Origin of the sequence: Bacillus safensis (assembly GCF_039619585.1) — a bacterium.
GTDB classification, from domain to species: domain Bacteria; phylum Bacillota; class Bacilli; order Bacillales; family Bacillaceae; genus Bacillus; species Bacillus safensis.
Map to the genome: position 1 here is coordinate 1,995,387 of NZ_CP154909.1, position 23,306 is coordinate 2,018,692.

Sequence of the window (23,306 nt, forward strand, 5' to 3'; positions counted from 1 at the left end):
CATAATCTGAACCGCCTCTCCAAGAGAGGGGTTTACATAACAGATTGCTTAGGTTCTTCTACCAGGTCATGCCCGGCTTCTTTTTTAAAAGGAATCATGTGATAAATAATATGAAGCAAAATAGCGGTAAAGCTTCCGGCCACAATGCCGTTACTTGTTAATAATTTAATCGAATCTGGCAGATGCTCAAACATTTGCGGTACGACAGTAACTCCTAAGCCGATTCCCACGGAGCAAGCGACGATCAGCAAGTTCTCCTGCTTTGAAAAGTCCACGCGCGAGAGCATTTTAATACCGTATGCAATGACCATGCCAAACATGGCAACCATTGCACCGCCAAGGACTGACTTTGGAATAATCGTCGTAAAGGCAGCGATCTTAGGAAAAAGACCAAATAACATGAGCAATGCCCCTGTGACGACAATGACTTGGTTTTTCTTGACTCCTGTTAACTGGATCAATCCAACGTTTTGCGAGTAGGCTGTGTATGGAAAAGCATTAAAGATTCCGCCTAATAACACAGCAATCCCCTCTGCCCGATAGCCTTTAGCCAAATCCTTCTCTTTTAATGGCCGGTTTGTTAAATCACCTAGTGCGAAATAAACGCCTGTTGATTCAACTAATGACACAATCGCAACTAACGTCATGGTCATGATCGGTGCAAATTCAAAGGTCGGCATGCCAAAATAAAATGGCTCAATCATGCGGAAAACCTGAGCGTTTGCCACCTCAGCTGTTTCCACTTTCCCCATAAACGCAGCAACTGCTGTCCCAAGAAGAATACCGATTAAAATGGCGATCGCCTTCATAAATCCTTTCGTGAATCGATAAAGCAGTACAATGATAAACAGTACAAGGAAAGCGAGTCCTAGATTTTCAAAAGAACCATAGTCTGCACTTCCTTCTCCTCCTGCCATATTGTTCATTGCTACAGGAATGAGGGTGATACCAATAATGGTGACGACAGAACCTGTGACAACGGGCGGGAAAAATTTCACAAGCTTTCCAAAGAAAAATGAAAGAAGAATGATAATACATCCTGAAGCGATAATACTTCCATAGATAGACGAAATCCCATACTTAGAGCCAATCGCAATCATAGGCGAAACCGCAGTAAATGTACAGCCTAATACAACAGGCAGACCGATCCCAAAGAAGCGGTTTTTCCATACTTGAAGCAATGTAGCAGCCCCGCACATGAAAATATCCGCCGAGATTAAGTAAGTCAGCTGTGCAGGCGTGAGCCCGAGCGCATCTCCAACAATGAGCGGCACAAGAACAGCACCGGCATACATCGCCAGCACATGCTGAATACCCAGTGAGAGCGTTTTGACTTTTTTAGCGGTACTCATGATTGTACCTCCCGTACAAACGTGACTTTCCCTTCCTCAAGTGATTCAATACGTGCGAGGGACTCAACGCGGTAGCCCATTTGCACAAGCGCATTTCTTCCAGGCTGGAATGATTTTTCGATGACAATGCCAAATCCGGCTACTTTTGCCTTCGCCTGCTTTGCAATTGCAGCAAGTCCTTTCGCAGCTTCACCATTCGCTAAAAAGTCATCGATGATTAACACACAATCATTTTCACTAAGATGCGTATTTGAGACAGCAATCGTGCTTTCTACTTTTTTCGTAAAAGAGTACACACTGGCTGTTAACAGGTTATCCGTTAATGTGAGTGATTGCCGTTTTCTTGCAAACACAACAGGTACTTGAAGAGCAAGCCCAGCCATCACAGCAGGTGCGATGCCAGAAGATTCGATTGTGATGATTTTTGTAATGCCATCGTGCTTAAATAATCTAGCAAACTCTTGCCCGATCTCATGCATTAACACAGGATCAATTTGGTGATTTAAAAAAGCATCTACTTTTAACACTTGATTTGACAGAACGATTCCTTCGTTCTCAATTTTTTGACGTAACAATTCCATCATTCTTCCCCCTAGCATAATTGGCAAACATTCAATTTTTGGCATAAAAAAAGCATTGCTGTCCATGAGGAGCAAGCAATGCGAAAACGATCAACGGATCTTCAGCTCAAACAAGAGCTGTTTCATTTTGCTCACTCATAGTCGGACCTTATCGGTGTCCGGTAGAAACTTGCGTGCCATCATCACGCGATTATATGAGTGTTATAGTGTTCAAATTATAACAAGATTTCAGACGCTTGGAAAGCACTTTTCTAGAAAAATACCGAACTTAAATAATAGATCAGAACAAAATGTTCGTTTTTAGAATATTCAAGCATCAAAAAAGCACCCCTCTCATGAAAGGGTGCCCTTCTTTTATGATAAATACAGTTTTGTATATTTATCTGTTAAGTAGTCGATTAAATATTGAACATTTAATTCTTCGCCTGTTGCATCTTGAATGATTTCAGATGGCTTTTTCCGTTTTCCATGCTGGTGAACATGTTCCGTCAGCCATTCTTTTATCGGTGCAAAAGACCCATTTTGAATAAGCTCATCAAAATTTGGTAAATCTTTGATCATTTGCTGCTTTAATTGCGCTGCATACATATAACCAAGAGCATATGAAGGGAAATAGCCAAAGCTTCCATCAGACCAGTGAACATCCTGCAAGATACCGAGTGCATCATTAGGAGGCGTAATGCCAAGATACGCTTGATATTTTTCATTCCAAAGTGCAGGCAGATCTTCAACTGCTACTTCTTCATTGAAAATCGCTTTCTCAATTTCATAGCGGATGATAATGTGAAGCGGATACGTCAGTTCATCGGCTTCAATTCGAATGTAAGTCGGCTTCGATTCATTCACTGCATGCACAAAGTCTTCTAAAGAAACATCTTTAAATTGCTCAGGAGAAGCTTCTTGCAGCTTTTGATAATACGTTTTCCAGAAATCTTCGTGTCTGCCGATAAAGTTCTCAAAGAAAAGAGACTGTGATTCATGGATTCCCATCGAAGTCCCATCACATAAAAGTGTTCCGCTCAGTGCTTCATCAATGTTTTGCTCATAGATCGCATGACCACATTCATGAATCGTTCCAAAGATCGCCATTCGAAAATCATGCTCATCATAACGGGTCGTAACACGTACATCGCCTCTGCTTAACGTTACAGCAAATGGATGAACTGTTGTATCCAGGCGGCCTGCGTCAAAGTCATATCCTAATTCTTTTAAGAAAAAGAGACTCAATTCCTTTTGTTTATCGATTGGGAAGCTTTTCGATAAAAATGAAGTATCCGGCTTATTAGGTGAGGCTTCGATTTTTTTCACAAGAGGAACAATAGCGTCACGAAGTGCACCAAACTTTTGATCAAGCTGTTCAACCGTCATATCTGGCTCATAGTTATTGAGCAGCACATCATAAGGCGTTTTTTTCACGCCCCAATATTGGATGAAACGCTTGTTAAAGTCAATAAGCTGTTTTAAGTATGGTGCAAAGAGTGAAAAGTCTGATTTCTCCCTTGCTTCTACCCAAACATGCTCCGCTTTTGATTGTAAAATCGAGTATTCTTTAAATTCTTCTTTCGGAATTTTACTGTTTTCATCATACTCTTTTTGTGATAATTCGAGCGCCTTCTGTGTATCTTTTGACAGCTCATCTCGGTGTTTGTTTAATGCGTGAAGAAGATCTCTCATTTCGTCAGAAGTCTTCATATTAAAAATATCACTTGATAATTGACCGATCGTTTCAGCTCTAAAATCCGCACTTTTTTTAGGTGCTTGTGTTCTAGAGTCCCAGTAAAGTAAATGGAGCGCCTCTGTATAATGGGCGATTTTCCCTAGTAATTGATAAAACGCTTTCTCAGTTGCTTCAAGACTCATGCGTTTGTTCCCCCAATCAATAAAATATGTATGTACGTTTCAAGGCTACTTCAATGAATGTTCTTTTGTCAATGAAAAAGGAGGATACACCGTGGTATCCTCCTCATTTGCAAGTTTTCAGCTATTTAAGATGTGATGATGGGCTTCACTGGCAGGACGGATTCAATTTTACTTTGAAGCTTAGTATCTTCTTTACGATCAAAGTAAATATGAATGCTTCCTGCGTCTTGGCTTGTCCGGATCAGTCTTCCGATACCTTGGCGTAAGCGAAGCAGCATATACGGAAGGTCAACTTCAGCATGTGCATCCTTTGCTTCATTCCGTTTCGCTTCAAATACCGGATCATGCGGCGGATAAGGAAGTCCCCAGATGATCACATTCGTTAATGATTGACCTGGAATATCAAGCCCTTCCCACAGATGAACAGAGCATAACACGGATGTTTCATCTGCTTGGAACTTTTGAACAATCGTGCTGATTTCCTCGTCTCCCTCAAAATATACGTCAAACGGCAGTGATTCATTTGATGCTTCAAGCTGTTTTCTAAAGAAATGAAGTTCATCAAATGAAGGGAAGAGAATCAGAGATCGTCCTCCATTTTCTTTCAGCTGAGTCATCACTTGCTGTGCTTTTGCCTCTTGCTCAGCGAGCTGCTGAATTCCATGGAAATAAATCTTCATTTGTTCATCGTAATCATACGGCGAAGCGACACTCATTGATAAGTAATCTTTAATCCCAAGACTTTCAGCTAAATAATCAAAGGATTGATTCTCAGACAATGTAGCGGAAGAGAAAATATATGGTCTTTTTTGCGAGAATACTTTTTCGCCAAGCACCTCTGCAACCGTCTTTGGCATCACAACAAATGTTGTATCTAATTCCTGTTTTTCCAGCCAGCTAATGGCATTTTTTTGATAAAGCGATAAAGAATACGCCATTTGTTCAATGTATTCTTCCACAACAGATAATTCGTATTGATCGATTGTATACATCTCAGATTCAAACACGAGCGCTTCTCCGATTTTTTCAAGCAAGTCACACAATTCACTTGCAGAACGCTTCACCTCATCGACACGCCCAATTTCAAGCCGGTGCGAGCCTTTGACTTCTTTGGCATGTGTTTTTAAGAGATAAAAGAACTCATCGTTTGTTGCAAGTGCATCTTCAACAAGCTCTGCAAATTCTTCGCGTATGTCGTTTTGCAAAAGACGTTCCAAAAATGTTTCGAGCGTTGATTGCTTCACTCGGTACGTTAACGCTTTTTGTGCGGCAAACTCGAGAAGATGTCCCTCATCAAATACGACGGAGCTATGCTCAGGAAGCAGCGGAAGCTGGCCCTCACGTTTCCGGGATTCCTTCGTCCACACATGCTCCATGTAAAAATCATGTGAACAGATGATGAGATCTGTCGCTTTCCGGTAATGATCTCTTGATAAATTCAAACCACAGCGATGACGCATATCGCACGTCAGACAGTCCTGAAACGAGTCATAGCCAATTCGTGACCATTCATCATTTGATAACTCCGGATACTCTTTTCGATCGCCATACGGATAAAAGGTTTGCATGCCATGTGATTCATGAACAAATGAAGGCAGTGATTCATAAATATCGAGCCACTTTTCATCATCTTCACGCTGCATCGTTTTCTCCAGCTTCTTTAAGCATAAATATTGATCATGCGATTTACTTAATCTCGCATCTATTTGAATATCAAGGTGATTGGCAATTTTATAGATATCACCTTCTTGTTTAACGAGCTGTTCAATTAACGTTTCGTCTGCACATGCAATAATCGCAGGCTTCCCTGTATACCTTGCATATGTGACGGCAAATAATAGATAGACGATAGTTTTGCCTGTGCCTACCCCAGCTTCGGCAAACATCACACTTTTTTCTTTAAAGGCTCTTTCTAGTTGAAAAGCCATAAATATTTGTTCATCTCGAAGATCAAAGCCCTTTTCTGGCAAAATGTCATAAAACACATCACCAATCCAGTTGCCCAGTTCTTCGTAAAAATTGTGTTCTTTTGATAATGAAAAAGGCAAACGAGATGCTGTCACCTGCTTCAACCCCCAACTTTTGAATCATTCAGACATTCAATAGTACCATTTACGCTGGGGAAAAACAATCTTTTTTTATGAGCGCAGGCGATGTTGATAGCTTTCCTTCATTAAAAATGCATGCTCAGAACGTTCTATGTATGCCTGAGCCAGCGCCAAATCTTCGATGGCTGCCGTAAGCTGAGCAGATTGTCCACCTTCATGCCCTTCTATTTCTTGAGCAGTCGAATTGAGTGCTTTTTGGATTAACTGAATTTGATCATAATGAATCATGAAGACACCTCTTTTTTTAAAATCAAGTTCAGTTTATTCCGCCACGCGAGTAGTTATACCTTTTCAGCATAAAAAAGCCGCACCTTCTTTCGGTGCGGCCATTTATTACGATTCGGTTGGTTGCTTTCTAGGCGGGCGTTTTCCCCAATATTGATAATAGTCTGTTTTAATAAATCCATTAAACAGCTTTCTCTTTTTCGTCGCTTTTCTTCCGAAGCACTCTTCGAATTTTTCGTGTGACGTTAAGATGTAAATGGACCATGTATCTAGGTTCTTAAACGCTTCACCCATTCCTTGATACATTTTTTCAACAGCTGGTTTATCACTCAGTCGTTCACCATAAGGAGGATTTCCAACAATCACACCGTACTCTTCTTTTGTTTGAAAGTCTTTTACTTGCATTTGTTTGAACTCAATCAGTTCACTCAGTCCTGCTTCTTCTGCATTCATTTTTGCGATGTCCACCATACGATGGTCGATGTCACTTGCGATAATGCGGAGCGGCTGATCATAGTTTGCTTTTTCTTCGACTTCCACACGCGCTTTGTTCCATACGTCTTCACCGATCCATTCCCATGATTCAGACGCAAAATCCCGGTTAAATCCTGGGGCAATGTTTTGTCCTATCATCGCTGCTTCTATGGCGATTGTTCCTGATCCGCAGAAAGGATCAACAAACGGACGGTCAGGTGTCCAGTTCGTTAATAAGACGAGCGCAGCAGCAAGCGTTTCTTTAATAGGTGCTCCGCCTTGATCCATGCGGTATCCGCGTTTATGAAGACCTACACCAGATGTATCAAGCGTAAGAACCGCTTTATCTTTTAAAAGAGCGATCTCGATTTTATATTCAGGTCCCGTCTCTTCAAGCCATTCAGACTGAATGTTGTAGGAGGATTTAAGCTTTTGAGCGATGGCTTTTTTGACGATGCGCTGGCAGTCAGGCACACTGGCAAGCTGAGATTTCACAGATTTCCCGATGACAGGAAACGTACTGTTTTTTGGTAAAAAAGCGGCCCAGTCAATCGCTTTCGTTTGTTCAAAAAGCTCATCAAATGTTTTTGCCGAAAATTCAGCAACTTGTACCTTGATCCGGTCTGCTGTACGCAGCCAAAGGTTTGCACGGCAAATGGCAAGAGCATCCCCCTTGAAAATCACTTTTCCGTTGTCGACTGTGCACTCATAGCCAAGGTCTCTTACTTCTTTTGCAACAATTGCTTCAATTCCCATTGGAGCTGTTGCGATGAGTGTATAGGTTTTCATTGATTTATCACCTGTTTTCTCGTCCTTTTATGTATTCAAGATAAAAGCTCTCCATATGTTGAAATAGGAGAGCTTTGTTTCATCATGTTTATGATAACGGATTTAACGTTCTGTAAGCCATGTTTTGTTCCATCGTACTGCAAACGGCAAATGCCTCGTACTCAGGTGGTAATCATCTATCTACAGAATTCTCTGTCCTTCTCTCCGTTTGGTTCCTTTGAGAAAGTTCCCCTACCAAGTTTGGGTTTCTCGCTCGAGGGGTTTACCGCGTTCCACTCTCACCATTTCTAGTGAGACTTCGTCACTGTGGCACTTTCAAGGATACTTTGCCATATCCTAAAAAGGACGTAGGCATTTTTCCTGCCGTCAGCCTTTCCCAGGCTGCCCTGGCTTATTTTTTCGCCAGGCACGAACACTACGGGCATCTCAGCACCGTGCGAGCATGGACTTTCCTCTGCAATGCACTAAATAGCATTACAGCGATTACCCGAACGTTAATCAATAAGCGTTATTATAAACGACAATGACATCTGACACAAGCTTTTTCAGCAAGACTCAATCATAAAGTTTGCTGCCGAAAACGTGTTTCTCAAGGTTCGATAGTCTTTTTAAAATATCAAAGTTTGTTGTATTAGACTGTGCAGGCTGTCTTTTCCCTTGTTCAACAGCTTCTTCAAGCTGTTTTGACAAGTGGAGGTTTTCTTGTTGAAGTTTTTCGATTTCTTGGTTGAATGTCTCATAGTCTTTAATGACCATATCTAAAAATTTATCGACTTCTTCTTGTTTGTACCCTCTGACACCTGTTTTAAATTCTTTTTCTAAAATTTCTTTCGCAGAAAGCTTTACTTTATCAGCAAGCATCTTTTTCACCTCATATCGTGAATTCATAGTATATTTTTTCAGAAATACGTGACGTTGTCAAATTTTCTCTTGCTTTTAATCAAAAAACGGATCTTCCGCCTCAACCTGCGCTCTTAGATCATCCATCGTGATGTACATAATGGGGTAATCGGTATAGGCTTCCGCCTCCCTGATCATATACTTCGGCGATCCCTCATGCTCGGGATCATATAAGACGAGAAGACCATCTGTTTTTTCAATAAAAAAGCGATTCTTTTGTTTAAATTGTGCCGGACTTTCGTACGGTCTATGCGTGACACTTTCTACAAAATCGGCCTGTGCAAGAATTCCTTCATACAACTCTTTGTTTTGTTCATTCCAGCGCTCTTCCTGTTCATAAAATGGCGTAATGACTGCAAGTTTTAACGCTGGATATTCCTCCTGAAGCTCAAACACCACTTCGGCTGTCCAAATTTCTGCCCCAAGCTGCCCTGATATGAGCACCCATTCCAGACCTTCTTCGATAAGGGCTGTCAGCCTTTTTTGAAGCTCCGCTTTTATGTATTGAAGTGCAGGCTCGTCTTGTTTGAATATCCCAAGCTCAAACGGCTTGTACCCTGTGACAGCAATAATTTTCATTTTTTCACCTGCTTTTAAAAAATGGGACTTATAAAAGTCCCATTCACTTTATCTGTTACAGCAAGGTCCACCGCAGTTAAAGTGTTGATGTGTTGTCGGGTCCACCTGAGAAAACGTATGCGGGAAGTAGTGAACATGTTTGAAATTATGGTGGTGAACATTTGTCACATGCTGCGGGTGGATATGCGGCACAATTGTTGTTGACTCGCTGTGTGTACAGCAATGATTCGTCGGATGAACAATTGGCTGTGTAACATTCGGATGGCAATGATGATGATGGTACATGTAGCATTCCCCTCTCCTTTATTTTCTTACATTATCAATGTATGAATCAAGAGGTGTACATGTACTAATGCATTAACCTATTTTAAAAGTTGGCAAGAAAAATATCTTTATAGTTTGAAAACACAAAAGCGACCAAAATGACCACAAGAAAAAACAAGTAGAAAAGACCCTTATACATGCTATACGCTCCTCATTCAATATCTAACGTTATTTTACAGGATTCGCGGACTTTCTACAATAAAAGTGCTAAACAATTTTTATTTTCGGCCGAGAGCCGAACGTTGTCATTTTTTGCGCTTTCCCGGGTAATATTATTTCATTGCCCAGCTTTTCTCAATAGCCGTTTTTTCCGCTTCTCAAGCTCTTTTGTGTCTCGCTCGCTTAACGATGAGAAAGATAATAAAGATTCCGTGATGGAAAGAGCTGACCTTGCATCTTTTTGGCGATGCTCTTTACACTTCGCAAGCTCTATACCTGCTTTTAATGCCAAATGGACATCACTTGATTCAAATAATGTTTCCCAAATTCGAACTGCTTCATCCCACTCGTTTAGCCGTTTATATTGTAATGAGAGATCAAAAGCCGCCTGATTGGCATGTTCAAAATCAGCACCTGTTAATTCCCGCAAATGCTTCGTAGCTTCCTGTACATCACGATGCGCAAGATGCCACCTAGCCAGCGCATATTTCTCATCATGTTCCTTTACCGCATCCATAGATAGAATTTTTTTGGATAGATGGATGTAAAGGCTGATTAACGAAAGGACGTCTAATTCATTATGAGTCAAAATCCCTTCGATGAGCTTCGGTTTTTGTTCCTTTAAAAAGTGAAAATAGATCATCGGTGCTAAAAAACCCGGTGTGTCGCCTTCCCGGTGGACGTGCAGCTCTTCTTTTTCAACCACAGACAGCGCCATTCGTTCATATTTATGCTTCCACAATCGTCTTGACCCATGCAGAAGATCAAAGTGGCCAAACTCTGGAAGCGCAGGGATTTGATCTCGCAGCAAAGTATGTCTCGTTTTCACTTGCGGCCAATCGAATGATTTTCCATTATATGTAACGAGTGATTCTACGTTCACTTCATCGAGAAAACTTTTATAAAGAGCCGCTTCATTTCCCGGATTTGTGAGCAGGTGCTGTTTCACCACTACTTTGTCAGTAAAAACCCGCGCATGTCCTAGCAAGAAGATCATATTTCCCGTTCCGCCAGATAATCCAGTTGTTTCTGTATCAAAGAAAAACAGTTCATGCGGCTTGTAACCTTTAGCCGATAGAGAATGCTGGATGCTGCTTTTGTTCCATGCCTCGATGACCTTTGGCAGTTCCGCAAACGAGTAGAGTCCATGCTTATCATCTAATGAATAGGTGACTTCTCGAATGAGACAAAAGGAATCCTCAAAGTGATAAGGAGCTGCACCCAATTGCTCCCATTCCTTTAAAAATGGAATGTTTTCGGCCGTCACAGGCTGAGGCTGCCCTTCCACTGTTTTTTGACGTTTTTCGTTTGGCTGGTTGTGCGATAGGTGCTTCTTCATTCGATTTAATTTCCCTTTTAAAGACATGAGTAGGTATCTTCCTCCTTCCTCTTAAAATGCAGACATCAATTCAACAATGCTGCTTTTTCCGCTCACCTCTTTCATTTCCATGCCAATGCAGGATGGACAGCCGTTCTCACAGCGGCACCGCTCTATCAGCTGAATGGCTGCACCTGCTATTTCATCGAAACGAGCTTGGACTTCTTTGCTTAAGCCGATTCCGCCAGGGTAGTGGTCATATAAAAAGACTGTCGGTTTACCGGTATGTGCCGCTTTAATTTGTGAAACAACATGAATATCTGAGCGGTCACACATCACAAAAGCAGGTACAATGTGCTGAAGAACATTTGCGATGCCAAGCAGGAGCTGTTCAAGTGTCTTCTCTTCAAATCTCCGCTCTGCCTCGTGTAATTCAAACCAAGCCGCACTCGTATGAATTTCTTCTTCCGGTAAGTGAATCGGTCCAGACCCGATATTTTCACCAGTACTCAGACGGATTTTCTTAAATATCGTAGGCATTGCGTTGACAGTCACATCACCGTAGTGAACAGATACCGCTTCTTTCTCTGTCGTCTGATCGATTTCAAGCACCTTGAGCTGAACAGCTAAATTAGCATCTGTATAGTATTCTACATCCACCTGTTTCACATAAGCCTTCAAATGCTCGTAATCTAGCTTTTCTACTTGATACTGAACCCCTTCGTGTAAATAAATCGCTTCATCATGCAGCAATGTCATTGCACTGAATCGATCCATCTCTCCAATAATCCGGACATTCGCTACGTCGGATTGATCCACAATCACCACATTTTCCTGACTTGCAGACCGCAGGCTGATGCCATGCGCTGGGAACGATTGATCTGACCAATAATACCGGTTCCCGCTAAAATGAAGAACCCCTTCCTCATGTAAGTATTGCAAAATGTCTTCTACTTCCATGCCGCCAAACTGTTCATCCGTCCGAAATGGCAGCTCGTAGGAAGCACATTTTAGATGATCCACTAAAATAATGAGATTTTCAGGATTGATTCTGGCTGCTTCAGGCGGTCTATTAAAGAAATATTCAGGGTGTCTGACAATATATTGATCAAGGGGTGAGGAGCTTGCCACCATGATAATAAGCGCCTCCTCATGACGCCTTCCAGCACGTCCTGCCTGCTGCCATGTACTCGCTACACTGCCAGGATACCCCGTCATAATGCATACCTTTAGCTGACCTATATCTACCCCTAATTCTAGTGCGTTCGTGCTGACGACACCTAGAATGTCTCCTTCTCTTAACCCCTTTTCAATCACGCGCCGCTCTTTTGGCAAATAGCCTCCGCGATACCCGCGAATCGATTTTGGACCGATTTCTTTTTTCACAAGCTCTTGAATATGACTTAAAATCACTTCTACTCGTACTCTGCTTCTAGCAAAAACGATCGTTTGAATTTTTTCTTTTAAAAATGTTTTAGCCAATTGGTTGACGACAGTGGCAGCGCTTTGTCTAATATTTAATGGTTTATTCACCACTGGCGGGTTATAAAACACAAAATTCTTTTTACCGCTGGGCGCTCCGTTTCGTTCAATAAGATGCACTTTGCTCCCTGTGAGCTGCTGCGCCAGCTCTTTTGGATTTGCAATCGTTGCTGAAGTACAAATGAAAATCGGATCACTTCCATAAAATGCACAAATACGTTTTAACCTGCGAATCACATTAGCCACATGACTGCCAAATACGCCTCGATATGTATGAAGCTCATCAATGACAATATACTTCAAATTCTCAAATAAACTGACCCATTTCGTATGATGAGGCAAAATAGCTGAATGCAGCATATCTGGGTTTGTGATAACAATATGTCCTGCTTGTCTGACTCGCTGCCGAATGGCCGGGGAGGTATCCCCGTCATATGTTTCACTATGAATCGGAACATCCATCTCGTGGATGATCTCGTTAAGTTCACTCTTTTGATCCTGCGCGAGCGCTTTTGTTGGGAATAAATAAAGAGAGCGGTTTGTCTGGTCTTCTGCGATCGACTGAAGAACAGGCAGATTGTAGCAAAGCGTTTTACCTGAAGCTGTTGGTGTAACCGTTACTACATGCTCACCATTCATTACTCGTTCAAAGGCTTCTTTTTGATGAATATACAACTCTTTCACGCCTCGTTTTTCAAGCGCCTTTTTTAGCCTGTCGTCCACTCTTTCAGGAACGGGTGAGGTCTGTGCAGGCTTTGCTTCAATTTCATGCCAATGTTCTACCTGTTCGTCTTTCTTTAATTCTTCTATCAGTTCGTTCATTGTTTTCTTTTTCATATTGCGTCCACCTCTCATTCTAGTGTACCGAATATTTGTTTGCATGACTAGGCGGCAATTTTTTGATGGAGACTTATGAGCAAATACTTTGAACTGTTGTAACAGTATCTATTACACTTCTAAAGTGAAATGATTTTATCAAGGAAGAAGATGATCAGATTGAAAAACGAATTTAAGCCTTTATTTGAACCATTTACGTTTCCAGGAGGCGCCTCTATTGATGGCCGGTTAGTGGTTGCTCCAATGACACACTTCGGTTCTCATGATGACGGCACCATTTCAAAAGACGAAATTGACTTCATTACAGCTAGATCAAGTGAAATGGGCATGGTGATTACAGCATGTGCGAATGTGACTCCAGATGGGAAGGCATTTGAAGGACAGCCTTCTATCGCAAGAGATGAAGATATCCCAGGCCTGAAAAAACTGGCTTCAGCTATCCAGGCAAAAGGAACAAAAGCCATCATTCAAATTCATCACGGCGGCTCTCAGGCTCTCCCTCATTTAGTTCCAAACGGTGATGTGGTTGCGCCAAGTGATGTGTTTAAAGATGGAAAACAAATTGCACGCGCTTTAAAAGAAGAGGAAATTACGCATATTATCGACTCCTTTAAAGAAGCGGCAAGACGAGCGGTTCAAGCAGGGTTTGACGGCGTGGAAATTCACGGAGCAAACGGTTATTTATTACAGCAATTTTACTCACCGCATAGCAATCAGCGTACAGATCAATGGGGAGGAAATGAAGAAAAACGTCTAGCTTTCCCTATTGCTGTTGTAGATGCAGTTAAAGAGGCCATCAAAGAACATGCGGCTAAACCGTTTATCTTTGGATACCGGTTATCTCCTGAAGAACCAGAAACACCTGGTTTAACAATGACAGAGACGTTTACATTAGTGGATGTTCTCAAAACAAAAAGCCTCGATTATTTGCATATCTCTCTAATGGAGATTGGCTCTAAAGCAAGACGAGGCGCAGATTCTAATAAAACTCGTATGGAACTGCTAAAAGAACGCTGCGGCGATGCTCTTCCGCTTATTGGAGTAGGCAGTGTCATTACAGCTGAAGATGCACTCCATGCTTACAATCAAGGGATTCCTCTCATCGCTGTCGCACGAGAGCTGATCGTCGACCCAGATTGGGCTAAGAAGATTAAAGAAGGCAGAGAACAAGAGATTGAAACCGTCATTAAACGCAGCCAAAAAGACAAGTATCTCATTCCAGAAGGATTGTGGTCTGTCATGGAAGCAAGTCAAGGCTGGGTTCCGATGGAGGATTAATGTCCTCAGCACGATAAAAAACTACCCTGTCAGTGGGTAGTTTTTTCTATTCATGGATTATTTCATTTTCACTGTAAAGAGCTTGGACATCTGCTTTTCTACAGAGCCTTTTGGTTCTTTATCAAGTCGTTCGATAAGGTCACCATTCATAATCACAATAGGTGTTACTGTACTTGATGCTTTCTCTTCAATCAGTTCTAAATCACATGTAATAAGAGGATCACCGATTTTCACTTTATCCCCTTCTTTCATGTGGGCTTCAAATCCTTCACCATTTAACCCAACTGTTTCAAGTCCGATATGAATCAGAAGCTCAAGCCCCGAGAGTGTTCGAATGCCAATTGCATGTTTTGTATGGAAGAGCTGAATGATTTCACCCTCTACTGGTGACACAATCGTCCCACTTTTTGGTTTTACTGCTACGCCGTCTCCCATCATCTTTTGAGAAAAGACGGGATCTGGTACATCAGTCATATCCATTAACTCTCCATCAACTGGAGAATAAATGACTTCTTCCTTTAGATCATCTTGGTTTTTTCCGAAACCGAATAATTTTTTCAGCAATGTCAATTTGCTCCCTTCAAGCTTTGCTTCTTAAATCTATTTCGTGTATGAAACTTTACGCCCATACACCTTGCTTCATTCAACACTATTTAATCATAATTTTTTCCTCTCATCAATTGATAACCGCCTGAGCCCCCTCTGCATAGGCTGTAGATGAGAGGTGATTCAGATGAAACATGAAGGCGAGAAAAAACATGAAATGCTGGCAAATGAAGATATGCTATATGAAGCGATTGAACAATTTTTTGCATCCTCCCCGTTTCACAAGATATTAAATAGTGCAGAGGCACTCATGACCACATCGCATTCACTTGCATCCATTATGACCGGTGTGACAGAGGATGAACAGAATGTGTATATCGAGATTCAATTTCCAGACCATTTTGTCGAAGGAGACATTGCGCTAGAAGTAAAAGCCCAATATTTACACTTATCAGTACAGGAAAAAATCAAAACAGATACGACTTCTTCGTATTCAAGCTTTACCAAAACCATTTTAATGCCGGCAAAAATAGATGAAACGAAAATGAAGAGTGTGTGGAAAGATCAATCGCTTCATGTGTCTGCGCCAAAGCAAACAACCCAATAGATCAATCTATTGGGTTTTAGCTATGCTTTAAAAATGCTTGTAAATCCTTTCGCCAATGAGCCTACTTGATTCATTGTACTCATCATTTGGCCAGCTGTATCAAACATTTTGTTAAAATCGTATTGCCCATTCGTTTTTTTGAATTGTGACAGCACACTTTTAAATTGAGATGGCTGCTGTTTTTGCGGCCTTGGCAATGGATAAGGGTTCATAGGCGGCTGCATGGGCATCATGCCTGGAGGCTGCTGCATTTGGGGTGGATTCATCGCTTCAGGCGGCTGTAAAGGCGGCACGTTTTCTTGGTATCCATAAGGCGGCTGATAAACAGTAGATGGTGCCTGATTCATTCCCCCTCCACCTTGATACGGCGGCATGAAATAGTCTGGAGGCTGCGGAGGCTGCTGCTGCATCTCTGGATACGGAAAAGGCCTTTGCTTGAATTGATTGAATTCATAAGGCTGCTGGTTTGAATAAGGGAACATCTATCTCGCTCCTCTCGCTCTCAACACATATTGATGTCACTCATATATTATGACCAAGAGCAGAAGATGTGCCTAAAGAAGCCATAAGAAAAACGCAGCATCATTCTTTAGCTGCGCTTTTTGATTTCTTCTATTAAAAGGTTCAGAGTGTAAACCACTGACTCAACTAAATTTTTTACACGGGGTGCGTGCTGTTTACCAAAATAAGATTGCAGGACAACCTCTTTTCCATTTTCTTTTACGGCTTCAAGCTGTTCTTGGTGTAAATATCTAGGTTTGGCCTGCTCAATAAACGAGATGGCAGCGGTGAGCCACTCCTCCATTTTCTGATCAAATGTAACAACGGCCGGCTGAATATCCGTATAAAAATCATACGATGGGTACTCCTCTTCAGCCTTTCCCTTTTGGTACTGCTCATACGCTTCTTCGATCCATATTCTCAAGTTTTGTGTATGTTCAAGTAATGTTTGATTATCCAAAGTGTTCACCTCTATGAACCATCCTATCAAACGTTTACCTATTGCTCAAATAGAAAGGCTATCCGGCGTGATATGCCGGTCTTGCTGCCAGTTTATACTCGGCTGCATGAAGCTTCACTTCACAGTCCTTTACTTCTGATTCAAGCCGGTCAATCATTTGTTCTTGCTCTTCTATCGCTGCACGTTTCGTCTGCTTCACAGCAAGAGACAGCTCTTCCTCTACCGCATCAATTTTTCGCTCGATTTCCTCTAACAACTGCATAATGGATTCTTTTGATACAAATTCGCTCATCATCAGATTCCTCCTTTATCGTCTCTCGTTACATTCTCTTTTCTTTCTCACCCTCCTTCACACATGACAAAACTAGAAGCAAATCGCCAATCTAAGTGTAGATAAGCGCTATTTCTTCCTTTTCGACAGATGCTTGTCCTTCTTTGTATGATTGCGTCCGATTGTGTAAATTCTAAAGACAAAAGGAGGTAGATTTCATGAAAAAGCAGCCAGCACCAAAAGAGCAAAAGCCAAAAGGGAAAGAAAACAGTCCAGATCAGCTGGATAAAAAGCTCGGCGGTCCTAATCGTCCATCTACGTAAAAAAAGCAGGCACCTCCTGCTTTTTATTTATGCAAAAAATAGTGCTCTAATGAGAAAAGAAAACGAAGCTGTCTTTTTTTATGAAAATACCAGTCGGTCAGCTCAATCTGCTTTGGCAGCGGCTCTGCCTCAAATAAAGATGGACTCAATTTCTTTTGAAACCAATCTTCCCTTTGATCGTCTAATGAATGTGTCATCACCGGATAAACCGTCCGAAGAAAAGGTGTTGACCTTCTAGCGATCCCTAAAAACGGTTCAAAATCAAACCGAGACCCCGTATGCGGAACGGTATGCAAAAAATGATAAAAATCCGAAAACAAATCGGCTCGAAATAATAGTTTCGCTAGTTTTTTACCTAATGTAATGCGATCCTTTACATTGGAAAACTTCCGTATGGTTAAGCCGTACAAATGCCCGTCCACCGTTGGAAAAACAACGGTTTGGAAATGTCCCCACTCGCTGAAAAGATATTGAATCGAGTGAAAAACATTCTTTTTCAGAAGAGGATTTTGTATAATAGGAGATTGTATAGTATATTGTTCATTTATGATGAGTGCATAAAGCAGACGCTCTGTGTCACGCTTTAGCCAGAAGCGTTCCCACTCAGCGCTCATAAAACGAGACACGGAGAAATAAGGAAGCAGATGAAACAAAGGTTTACTGCATCGCTTAGACCATTCGTACAAAAGAAGCTGAGGGTAAGCATCCGAAAAGATCAGCCAATTCGCTCTTTCATATGCTGTGAAAAAAAGGTGCCCCTGCTGATCCGTTAAACCTGGATGGAAGAGCTCGCCTTTTAAATCCGTCATGGACCACCCAGCATTTCTCGAGACAAAGGAAGCGAGCAGCGACCATTTCATCTCTGGATGCCGGTCATAAAAGCGCTTGTAGGCATTTGTCCTCGTCAGGTTGTCTTTATTTTTTGCTTTCGTTTCACGCAAAATTTGCTGAGTGATGATATGCTCTTCTTGGGACAACATGGTGATCTCTCCAATACAAAATGCATTAAAAGGAGGCTGAAACTTGATGATTCGGTATCCAAACGGAAAATCGTATCAGCCCATACAACAAATTGGGACAAAAAAAAGAATCAGCGGCGAATCCTCTTATAGTAACCGCGGGATGACGCTTGAGGCTGATTTAAATGAAACAAACCAATACTATTTGGTCAACGGGATCGCAGTCATTCATAAAAAGCCTACCCCAGTTCAAATTGTGAATGTGGATTATCCAAAAAGAAGTGCTGCTGTCATTAAAGAAGCCTATTTTAAACAATCATCCACAACAGACTATAACGGGGTTTACAAAGGCCGCTATATCGATTTTGAAGCAAAGGAAACCAAAAGCACTACCTCGTTTCCGCTCAAAAATTTCCACGACCATCAAATTGAGCATATGAAACAGGTTGAAAAGCAAGGCGGTATTTGTTTCGTTATTATATCCGCTTTTGGCTCCGTTTATTATTTGCCCGCTTCAGATCTCTTTTTCTTCTGGGAGCGGCAGAAAAAAAATGGCCGTAAATCCATTAGCAAAGACGAATTAATGGAAGCTGGCCACATAATGACACTTGGATATTCGCCAAGAATTGATTATATTAAAGTAGTGGAGACACTTCATTTTTCGGATGAAAGCAAGCAGCAATTACGTTCGAAAAAGGTTTAACACGAAAGGTTGAGATGTGATGTCTGATCAATTTACAAGTCGTGAACAGCGACGTAAAGCAAGTCAAGAAAACAATAAGAAGCAAAAGAACAAAAAAGGCAAAAAGAAAGCAGGTCTATTTAAAAAAATATTTTTATCTTTACTCGTGATCGGTCTACTTTGTTTAGTTGCCGGAATCACAACTTTTGCCGTTTTTGCATCAAGCGCTCCTTCTATTGATGATAGTAAGCTTAAAACACCATACTCTTCAAAGCTTTATGATAAAGACAAGAAAGTGTTTGCAGAAGTTGGTGCAGAAAAAAGAACGTATGTCTCGATAAAAGATATACCCGATGTAGTAAAAGACGCGTTTATTGCGACTGAAGATGCACGTTTTTATAAGCACCACGGGATTGATCCAATCCGTATCGGCGGTGCACTTGTCGCAAACGTTGAGGACGGCTTTGGTGCTGAAGGCGGAAGTACAATTACACAGCAGGTTGTGAAAAACTCCCTCCTGAGCAATCAAAAGACGTTAAAACGGAAAGTACAGGAAGTATGGCTCTCGATTCAGCTTGAGCAAAAATACTCTAAAGATGAAATTTTAGAAATGTATTTAAACCGTATTTTCTTCTCTCCTTATGCTTATGGTGTTGGGAAAGCAGCTGAACAATTTTTCGGAGTCACAGATTTAAATAAACTAACCGTTGCACAGGCTGCCACACTTGCAGGTATGCCGCAGAGTCCTTCTGCCTATAACCCAGTGAAACATCCCGAGGCAGCGGAAAAACGCCGTAATATCGTTTTAAGCCTTATGAAAAAACAAGGCTACATTTCAGAAAAAGACTATGACGCTGCAAAAGCAACCCCTGTCAGCAAGACAGTTGTTTCAGCTAGTAAATATAAGAGCCAAAACTCTAGTAAGTACTCTGCCTACATTGAAGAAGTGATGGAAGAAGTTCAGAAAAAAGCTAAAGTGGATGCGTCAACTGACGGATTAAAAATCTATACATCACTTGATCGAAAAGCCCAGGATCACCTAAATGATATCATTAATGGAGATTCAGTTGGATTTACGAAAGGGATGCAGGCGGGTGTCACCCTGCTTGATACGAAAAATGGTGAAATACGCGCCATTGGCGGTGGACGTGATGTACCAGCAGGCGGCTTTAACTATGCGACGGATGCAAAACGCCAGCCAGGGTCCACAATTAAACCGATCTTAGATTACGGCCCAGTCATTGAAAACAAAAAATGGTCAACATATCAGCAAATTGATGATGCACCGTATACGTACTCAAACGGTACGCCGATTAATAACTTTGACAGAAGACACTTAGGGAAAATGTCGATGAGAAGTGCTTTGGCACAATCACGTAACATTCCTGCCCTAAAAGCTTTCCAAGAAGCTGGTACAGACAATGCCGTTCAATTCGCTAATAACTTAGGTATGGACTTACCTTCTGACATTCCAGAGTCCTACTCAATCGGTGGATTTGACGATGGTGTCTCCTCCCTTAAGATGGCTGGAGCATTTAGTGCATTCGGTAATAACGGATACTATAACGAACCGCATGCTGTCACGTCTGTTGAATTTAATGACGGGACAAAACTTGACCTTACGCCGGACTCAAAAGCAGCAATGAGTGATTATACAGCATTTATGATCACAGATATGCTGAAAACTGCTGTCCAATCTGGAACTGGTACACTTGCACAAGTACCGAACGTTCAAGTAGCTGGTAAAACAGGTACAACGAACTTTATAGAAAAAGATATTAAGACACACAATATCCCTTCTGGCGGTGCAAAAGATTCGTGGTTTGTCGGTTATACTCCGCAATACACAGCAGCCGTTTGGACGGGAATCGGTAATTCAAAAGATGCAGACGGCAAAGTATGGCTGAATGAAAACGAGCAGCGTGTTGCCAAAATTGTCTTCCAGCGATTGATTTCTCAAATTGATGATGGAAGCGGCTCATTTGAAAAACCAGACAGTGTCGTTGAAGCTACGGTTGAAAAAGGATCCGATCCTGCAAAATTAGCCGGACCGAATACACCAAGTGACAAGAAGACAACAGAATACTTTGTAAAAGGTACGGTTCCAACAAAAGTGTCTGACACTTTTGAGAAAAAAGAAGCCGATAAGCCTTCTGACTTAAAAGCGGTGTATGATGAAGAGAAAAAATCCATCACACTGACTTGGGGCTATTCTGACGACGCTGATGCTACATTTAATGTCAAGCAAGCAGTTGATAATGGCGGCTATAAAGAGATTCAAAACAGCTCTGCTAAAGAAGCGGTCATCTCTGATGTGAAGCCTGGCTCCACATATAAATTCCAAGTGACAGCCACTGTAGATGATGTCACGAGTAAAGCGGCATCTACCTTCCTCACCATTAAGGATGACGCAGATGAGGAAGAAAAAGCGGATGATGAGAATAAAGAAGAAGAACCGCAGCAGCCTGACGACGAGCAGACAGACCAAACAGACGATAACAAAAATCAGCCCCCTGGCACTGATGAGCAAAAGCCTGATGACAAAAAAGATCAAGATAAGGATCAGGACCAAGGTGGAAATACAGAAAACGGAAATAATGGTTCTTCAGATAATGGCTCAGACAGTACAAATGGGAACAGCAACTCGCAAACTGATAATAAAGATAAAAAGAAAGATGATGAGAAAGCCAACTCTCAAAGTTCCAATTCGCAATCAAATGCTACTTCTCGAAAAGAAGATGAATAATGAAAAAGCACTTGCCTCCTATGGCAAGTGCTTTTTTTAACGCTGCTGTTTGATTTTTTTAAGTGCTTCATATTTTCCATACTGCTTTTTTAATTCCGTGTATAGCTCGTCCAATTGAATAAAGCAATGATATTGAGTTGGTTTTAGCAAAATGAACTCTAAACGTTCCGTCCAATTAATCGGAGCAACAGGAAATGTCTCTTGCTTGATATGTTCCCATTCAAACGTTTGGACACTCTCCCCTTTGATCCAGTAAAACATCGCAATCATACTGACGATTCCTTGCAGCATATCATCTTCTTCACAGCGGGATTTTCTTGTTTGGAAACGAGGAAGCATTTTTTCTTTTAATTCGTCCCACAGCTCAAACATCACAGGAACAAATTCTTCCGTTTCCTGCCATGGAAACTCGTCTGTTAAAGGTTCTGAAGATAGATCATATGCGAGCGGATTGGCCCTCAGTATATCTACTCGATCACCTTTAATCTCTACCTTTTTTTCTTTTAGCTTTTCGACATATGAGGTGAAAACAGCTGCCCCGCTCATGCCAGCTTCACCAATCCTTTTTTCAGCCTCTTCTGCCCTTCTCTGCACATATCAAGAAGTGGACACGATTCGCACTGCGGCCGCTGCGCCTTACAATGATATCTCCCAAAAAAGATCAGACGGTGATGCGTCACAGACCAATCTTCTTTTGGTACCTTTTTCATCAAGGTTTGCTCTACTTCAAGCACAGAATCTTTCCAGCGGCAGATGCCTAGACGTTTACTGACTCGTTCTACGTGTGTATCTACTGCTATTGCCGGTACACCAAAAGCGACCGAAACGACGACATTTGCTGTTTTCCGGCCAACCCCAGGAAGCTTAACAAGCTCATCCCGGTCCTTTGGTACTTCACCGCCATATTCTTCAATCAGCATTTTGCTCAACTTTTGAATGTTTTTAGCCTTATTTCGATAAAGACCAATCGAACGAATATCTTGCTGCAGTTCTTCAAGCGGTACACTTAAATAGTCTTCTGGTGTTTTATATTTTTGAAATAACGTTTTGGTGACCTTGTTTACAAGCACGTCCGTACATTGAGCAGAGAGCGCAACAGCAATCACAAGCTCAAATGGATTGGCATGAACAAGCTCACACTCAGCCTCTGGAAACATATCTCCTATAATGTCTAAACACTCATTGATTTGTTTTTTTGATAACATGCCTTCTCCTTTATTGGTTATTGTTCCAGCCAATTATAAAAAGGAACTTGTCGTTTATAAGTGGACGTCTCTTCGTTTGAAGGCGGCGTTTTCTGCTGAGAACGGAAGTGCTGGCTATGTTCTTTTGCTTCTTCCGCTGTTTTCAGCCCTTTCTTTTTCCACTCAAATAAAATTCGATCAATATAACGGAAATTTAATTTCCCTGATAAAACGGCTTCTCTTAGCGCCAGCCGAATCATCTCAGTATCATGATGGTCTTGATCCATCCAGATCGAAAGTGTTTCTCCTTCAAGAGGAGACAGCGGTCTGCCGAATTCATCTTCAAATAAAGCATATAAAGATTTTTCAGCCTGCACATGATGTTTTTGCGCTTCTTTCGCCTGTTTTGCTTCTAAAAAGTCATACAGCACGCCCCATAAAGGTTCTACTGAATAGCGGTCATGCTGAATACCAGACCTGTCTTCAAATGGCTGAATCGAGATAAATCCTTTTTGAATGAGATGCTGAACCATATACGCACACTCTTCCGCTGAAATGGTCATGCCTTGAGAAAGCTCTTCAAATGTTTGGAAGAAAACGCCTTGTTCTTCATTCATTTTAATTTTAAGCATCACCATCATCTGTGATTCATTCAGTCCTAACTGCTCATAATGAGCAATCAGCAAATTAGGCAAACTTGTCGACCCCATTTGCTGCATATTAATAAATTGCTGTCTATTCATCGGATACACCTCTTCATT

The 23,306-nt window shown here is 41.6% G+C and carries 24 protein-coding genes, 1 other RNA gene and 1 riboswitch; of the genes, 5 read left to right on the forward strand and 20 right to left on the reverse strand.

The window, feature by feature from the left end; genetic code table 11:
* Positions 1 to 32 precede the first annotated feature (32 nt).
* The 12 genes from pbuX to AAYR28_RS10135 all read right to left on the reverse strand — a co-directional run bounded on the left by pbuX (position 33) and on the right by AAYR28_RS10135 (position 12,988).
* Complete coding sequence (pbuX, locus tag AAYR28_RS10080) at positions 33 to 1,352, reverse strand: xanthine permease PbuX (protein WP_120208126.1); 1,320 nt, start codon at positions 1,350 to 1,352, stop codon at positions 33 to 35.
* Entirely contained in the window at positions 1,349 to 1,933 is a 585-nt protein-coding gene (xpt, locus tag AAYR28_RS10085; protein ID WP_024422759.1) for a xanthine phosphoribosyltransferase, read from the reverse strand. Before xpt ends, pbuX begins: the two co-directional genes overlap by 4 nt.
* A 118-nt stretch (positions 1,934 to 2,051) precedes the next feature.
* Positions 2,052 to 2,151, reverse strand: a riboswitch (purine riboswitch).
* A 136-nt stretch (positions 2,152 to 2,287) separates the two neighbouring features.
* Complete coding sequence (locus AAYR28_RS10090) at positions 2,288 to 3,793, reverse strand: carboxypeptidase M32 (protein ID WP_024428121.1); 1,506 nt, start codon at positions 3,791 to 3,793, stop codon at positions 2,288 to 2,290.
* Between the two features lie 125 nt (positions 3,794 to 3,918).
* Complete coding sequence (locus AAYR28_RS10095; protein WP_046311556.1) at positions 3,919 to 5,856, reverse strand: ATP-dependent DNA helicase; 1,938 nt, start codon at positions 5,854 to 5,856, stop codon at positions 3,919 to 3,921.
* Positions 5,857 to 5,931: 75 nt separating this feature from the next.
* Positions 5,932 to 6,129, reverse strand: a complete 198-nt coding sequence (locus tag AAYR28_RS10100; protein ID WP_024428119.1) for a hypothetical protein — start codon at positions 6,127 to 6,129, stop codon at positions 5,932 to 5,934.
* 105 nt (positions 6,130 to 6,234) lie between these two features.
* Complete coding sequence (locus AAYR28_RS10105) at positions 6,235 to 7,389, reverse strand: THUMP domain-containing class I SAM-dependent RNA methyltransferase (RefSeq protein WP_024428118.1); 1,155 nt, start codon at positions 7,387 to 7,389, stop codon at positions 6,235 to 6,237.
* Between the two features lie 108 nt (positions 7,390 to 7,497).
* Positions 7,498 to 7,884, reverse strand: an RNA gene (rnpB, locus tag AAYR28_RS10110) — RNase P RNA component class B.
* Positions 7,885 to 7,944: 60 nt separating this feature from the next.
* Positions 7,945 to 8,250, reverse strand: coding sequence for a cell division regulator GpsB (gpsB, locus tag AAYR28_RS10115; RefSeq protein WP_012010336.1), 306 nt, complete (start codon positions 8,248 to 8,250; stop codon positions 7,945 to 7,947).
* 75 nt (positions 8,251 to 8,325) lie between these two features.
* Entirely contained in the window at positions 8,326 to 8,868 is a 543-nt protein-coding gene (locus tag AAYR28_RS10120; protein ID WP_029706022.1) for a DUF1273 domain-containing protein, read from the reverse strand.
* 48 nt (positions 8,869 to 8,916) lie between these two features.
* Complete coding sequence (locus AAYR28_RS10125; protein ID WP_080652975.1) at positions 8,917 to 9,153, reverse strand: CotD family spore coat protein; 237 nt, start codon at positions 9,151 to 9,153, stop codon at positions 8,917 to 8,919.
* Between the two features lie 316 nt (positions 9,154 to 9,469).
* On the reverse strand, positions 9,470 to 10,717 hold the full coding sequence (locus AAYR28_RS10130) for a ribonuclease H-like domain-containing protein (protein ID WP_120208128.1): 1,248 nt from the start codon (positions 10,715 to 10,717) through the stop codon (positions 9,470 to 9,472).
* A gap of 24 nt (positions 10,718 to 10,741) precedes the next feature.
* The gene (locus AAYR28_RS10135; RefSeq protein ID WP_120208130.1) at positions 10,742 to 12,988 is read right to left on the reverse strand and encodes a DEAD/DEAH box helicase; all 2,247 of its coding nucleotides are present in this window, start codon (positions 12,986 to 12,988) and stop codon (positions 10,742 to 10,744) included.
* Between the two features lie 159 nt (positions 12,989 to 13,147).
* Here AAYR28_RS10135 and AAYR28_RS10140 point away from each other — a divergent pair, with 159 nt between their 5' ends.
* Positions 13,148 to 14,266 carry an NADH-dependent flavin oxidoreductase gene (locus AAYR28_RS10140; protein WP_024428115.1) on the forward strand — a complete coding sequence of 373 codons (1,119 nt, stop codon included), beginning with the start codon at positions 13,148 to 13,150 and terminating at the stop codon, positions 14,264 to 14,266.
* A gap of 57 nt (positions 14,267 to 14,323) precedes the next feature.
* On the opposite strand, the gene AAYR28_RS10145 is transcribed toward AAYR28_RS10140, so the two are convergent.
* Positions 14,324 to 14,830 carry a PTS sugar transporter subunit IIA gene (locus AAYR28_RS10145; RefSeq protein WP_120208331.1) on the reverse strand — a complete coding sequence of 169 codons (507 nt, stop codon included), beginning with the start codon at positions 14,828 to 14,830 and terminating at the stop codon, positions 14,324 to 14,326.
* Between the two features lie 169 nt (positions 14,831 to 14,999).
* Here AAYR28_RS10145 and AAYR28_RS10150 point away from each other — a divergent pair, with 169 nt between their 5' ends.
* Complete coding sequence (locus AAYR28_RS10150; RefSeq protein WP_120208132.1) at positions 15,000 to 15,419, forward strand: Hsp20/alpha crystallin family protein; 420 nt, start codon at positions 15,000 to 15,002, stop codon at positions 15,417 to 15,419.
* 20 nt (positions 15,420 to 15,439) lie between these two features.
* On the opposite strand, the gene AAYR28_RS10155 is transcribed toward AAYR28_RS10150, so the two are convergent.
* The 3 genes from AAYR28_RS10155 to AAYR28_RS10165 all read right to left on the reverse strand — a co-directional run bounded on the left by AAYR28_RS10155 (position 15,440) and on the right by AAYR28_RS10165 (position 16,672).
* Positions 15,440 to 15,901: a YppG family protein gene (locus tag AAYR28_RS10155; protein WP_034280480.1), complete on the reverse strand. Its 462-nt coding sequence runs from the start codon at positions 15,899 to 15,901 to the stop codon at positions 15,440 to 15,442.
* A 107-nt stretch (positions 15,902 to 16,008) separates the two neighbouring features.
* On the reverse strand, positions 16,009 to 16,389 hold the full coding sequence (locus AAYR28_RS10160; protein ID WP_224426683.1) for a YppE family protein: 381 nt from the start codon (positions 16,387 to 16,389) through the stop codon (positions 16,009 to 16,011).
* A 49-nt stretch (positions 16,390 to 16,438) separates the two neighbouring features.
* Positions 16,439 to 16,672 (reverse strand): DUF5446 family protein, encoded by a 234-nt coding sequence (locus AAYR28_RS10165; RefSeq protein ID WP_224426684.1) that lies wholly within the window; start codon positions 16,670 to 16,672, stop codon positions 16,439 to 16,441.
* 197 nt (positions 16,673 to 16,869) lie between these two features.
* Here AAYR28_RS10165 and sspM point away from each other — a divergent pair, with 197 nt between their 5' ends.
* Positions 16,870 to 16,974, forward strand: coding sequence for an acid-soluble spore protein SspM (gene sspM / locus AAYR28_RS10170; RefSeq protein WP_024422772.1), 105 nt, complete (start codon positions 16,870 to 16,872; stop codon positions 16,972 to 16,974).
* A gap of 23 nt (positions 16,975 to 16,997) precedes the next feature.
* Here the strand turns inward: sspM and AAYR28_RS10175 are convergent, their stop codons facing one another.
* Positions 16,998 to 17,954 (reverse strand): DUF2515 domain-containing protein, encoded by a 957-nt coding sequence (locus AAYR28_RS10175; RefSeq protein ID WP_061109278.1) that lies wholly within the window; start codon positions 17,952 to 17,954, stop codon positions 16,998 to 17,000.
* Positions 17,955 to 18,000: 46 nt separating this feature from the next.
* Between AAYR28_RS10175 and recU the strand changes: the two genes are divergently transcribed.
* Positions 18,001 to 18,636 carry a Holliday junction resolvase RecU gene (gene recU / locus AAYR28_RS10180; RefSeq protein WP_034280474.1) on the forward strand — a complete coding sequence of 212 codons (636 nt, stop codon included), beginning with the start codon at positions 18,001 to 18,003 and terminating at the stop codon, positions 18,634 to 18,636.
* A 19-nt stretch (positions 18,637 to 18,655) separates the two neighbouring features.
* A complete protein-coding gene (locus AAYR28_RS10185; RefSeq protein WP_120208133.1) occupies positions 18,656 to 21,361 on the forward strand; it encodes a PBP1A family penicillin-binding protein in 2,706 nt (901 codons plus the stop codon).
* A gap of 36 nt (positions 21,362 to 21,397) precedes the next feature.
* Here the strand turns inward: AAYR28_RS10185 and AAYR28_RS10190 are convergent, their stop codons facing one another.
* From AAYR28_RS10190 to AAYR28_RS10200, 3 genes are read right to left on the reverse strand one after another with little or no spacing between them, the layout of a single operon-like run.
* Positions 21,398 to 21,907 (reverse strand): YpoC family protein, encoded by a 510-nt coding sequence (locus tag AAYR28_RS10190; protein WP_065214700.1) that lies wholly within the window; start codon positions 21,905 to 21,907, stop codon positions 21,398 to 21,400.
* Positions 21,904 to 22,566, reverse strand: a complete 663-nt coding sequence (gene nth / locus AAYR28_RS10195; protein ID WP_024422776.1) for an endonuclease III — start codon at positions 22,564 to 22,566, stop codon at positions 21,904 to 21,906. Before nth ends, AAYR28_RS10190 begins: the two co-directional genes overlap by 4 nt.
* Positions 22,567 to 22,583: 17 nt before the next feature.
* On the reverse strand, positions 22,584 to 23,288 hold the full coding sequence (locus AAYR28_RS10200; RefSeq protein WP_120208135.1) for a DnaD domain-containing protein: 705 nt from the start codon (positions 23,286 to 23,288) through the stop codon (positions 22,584 to 22,586).
* Between the last annotated feature and the right edge of the window lie 18 nt (positions 23,289 to 23,306).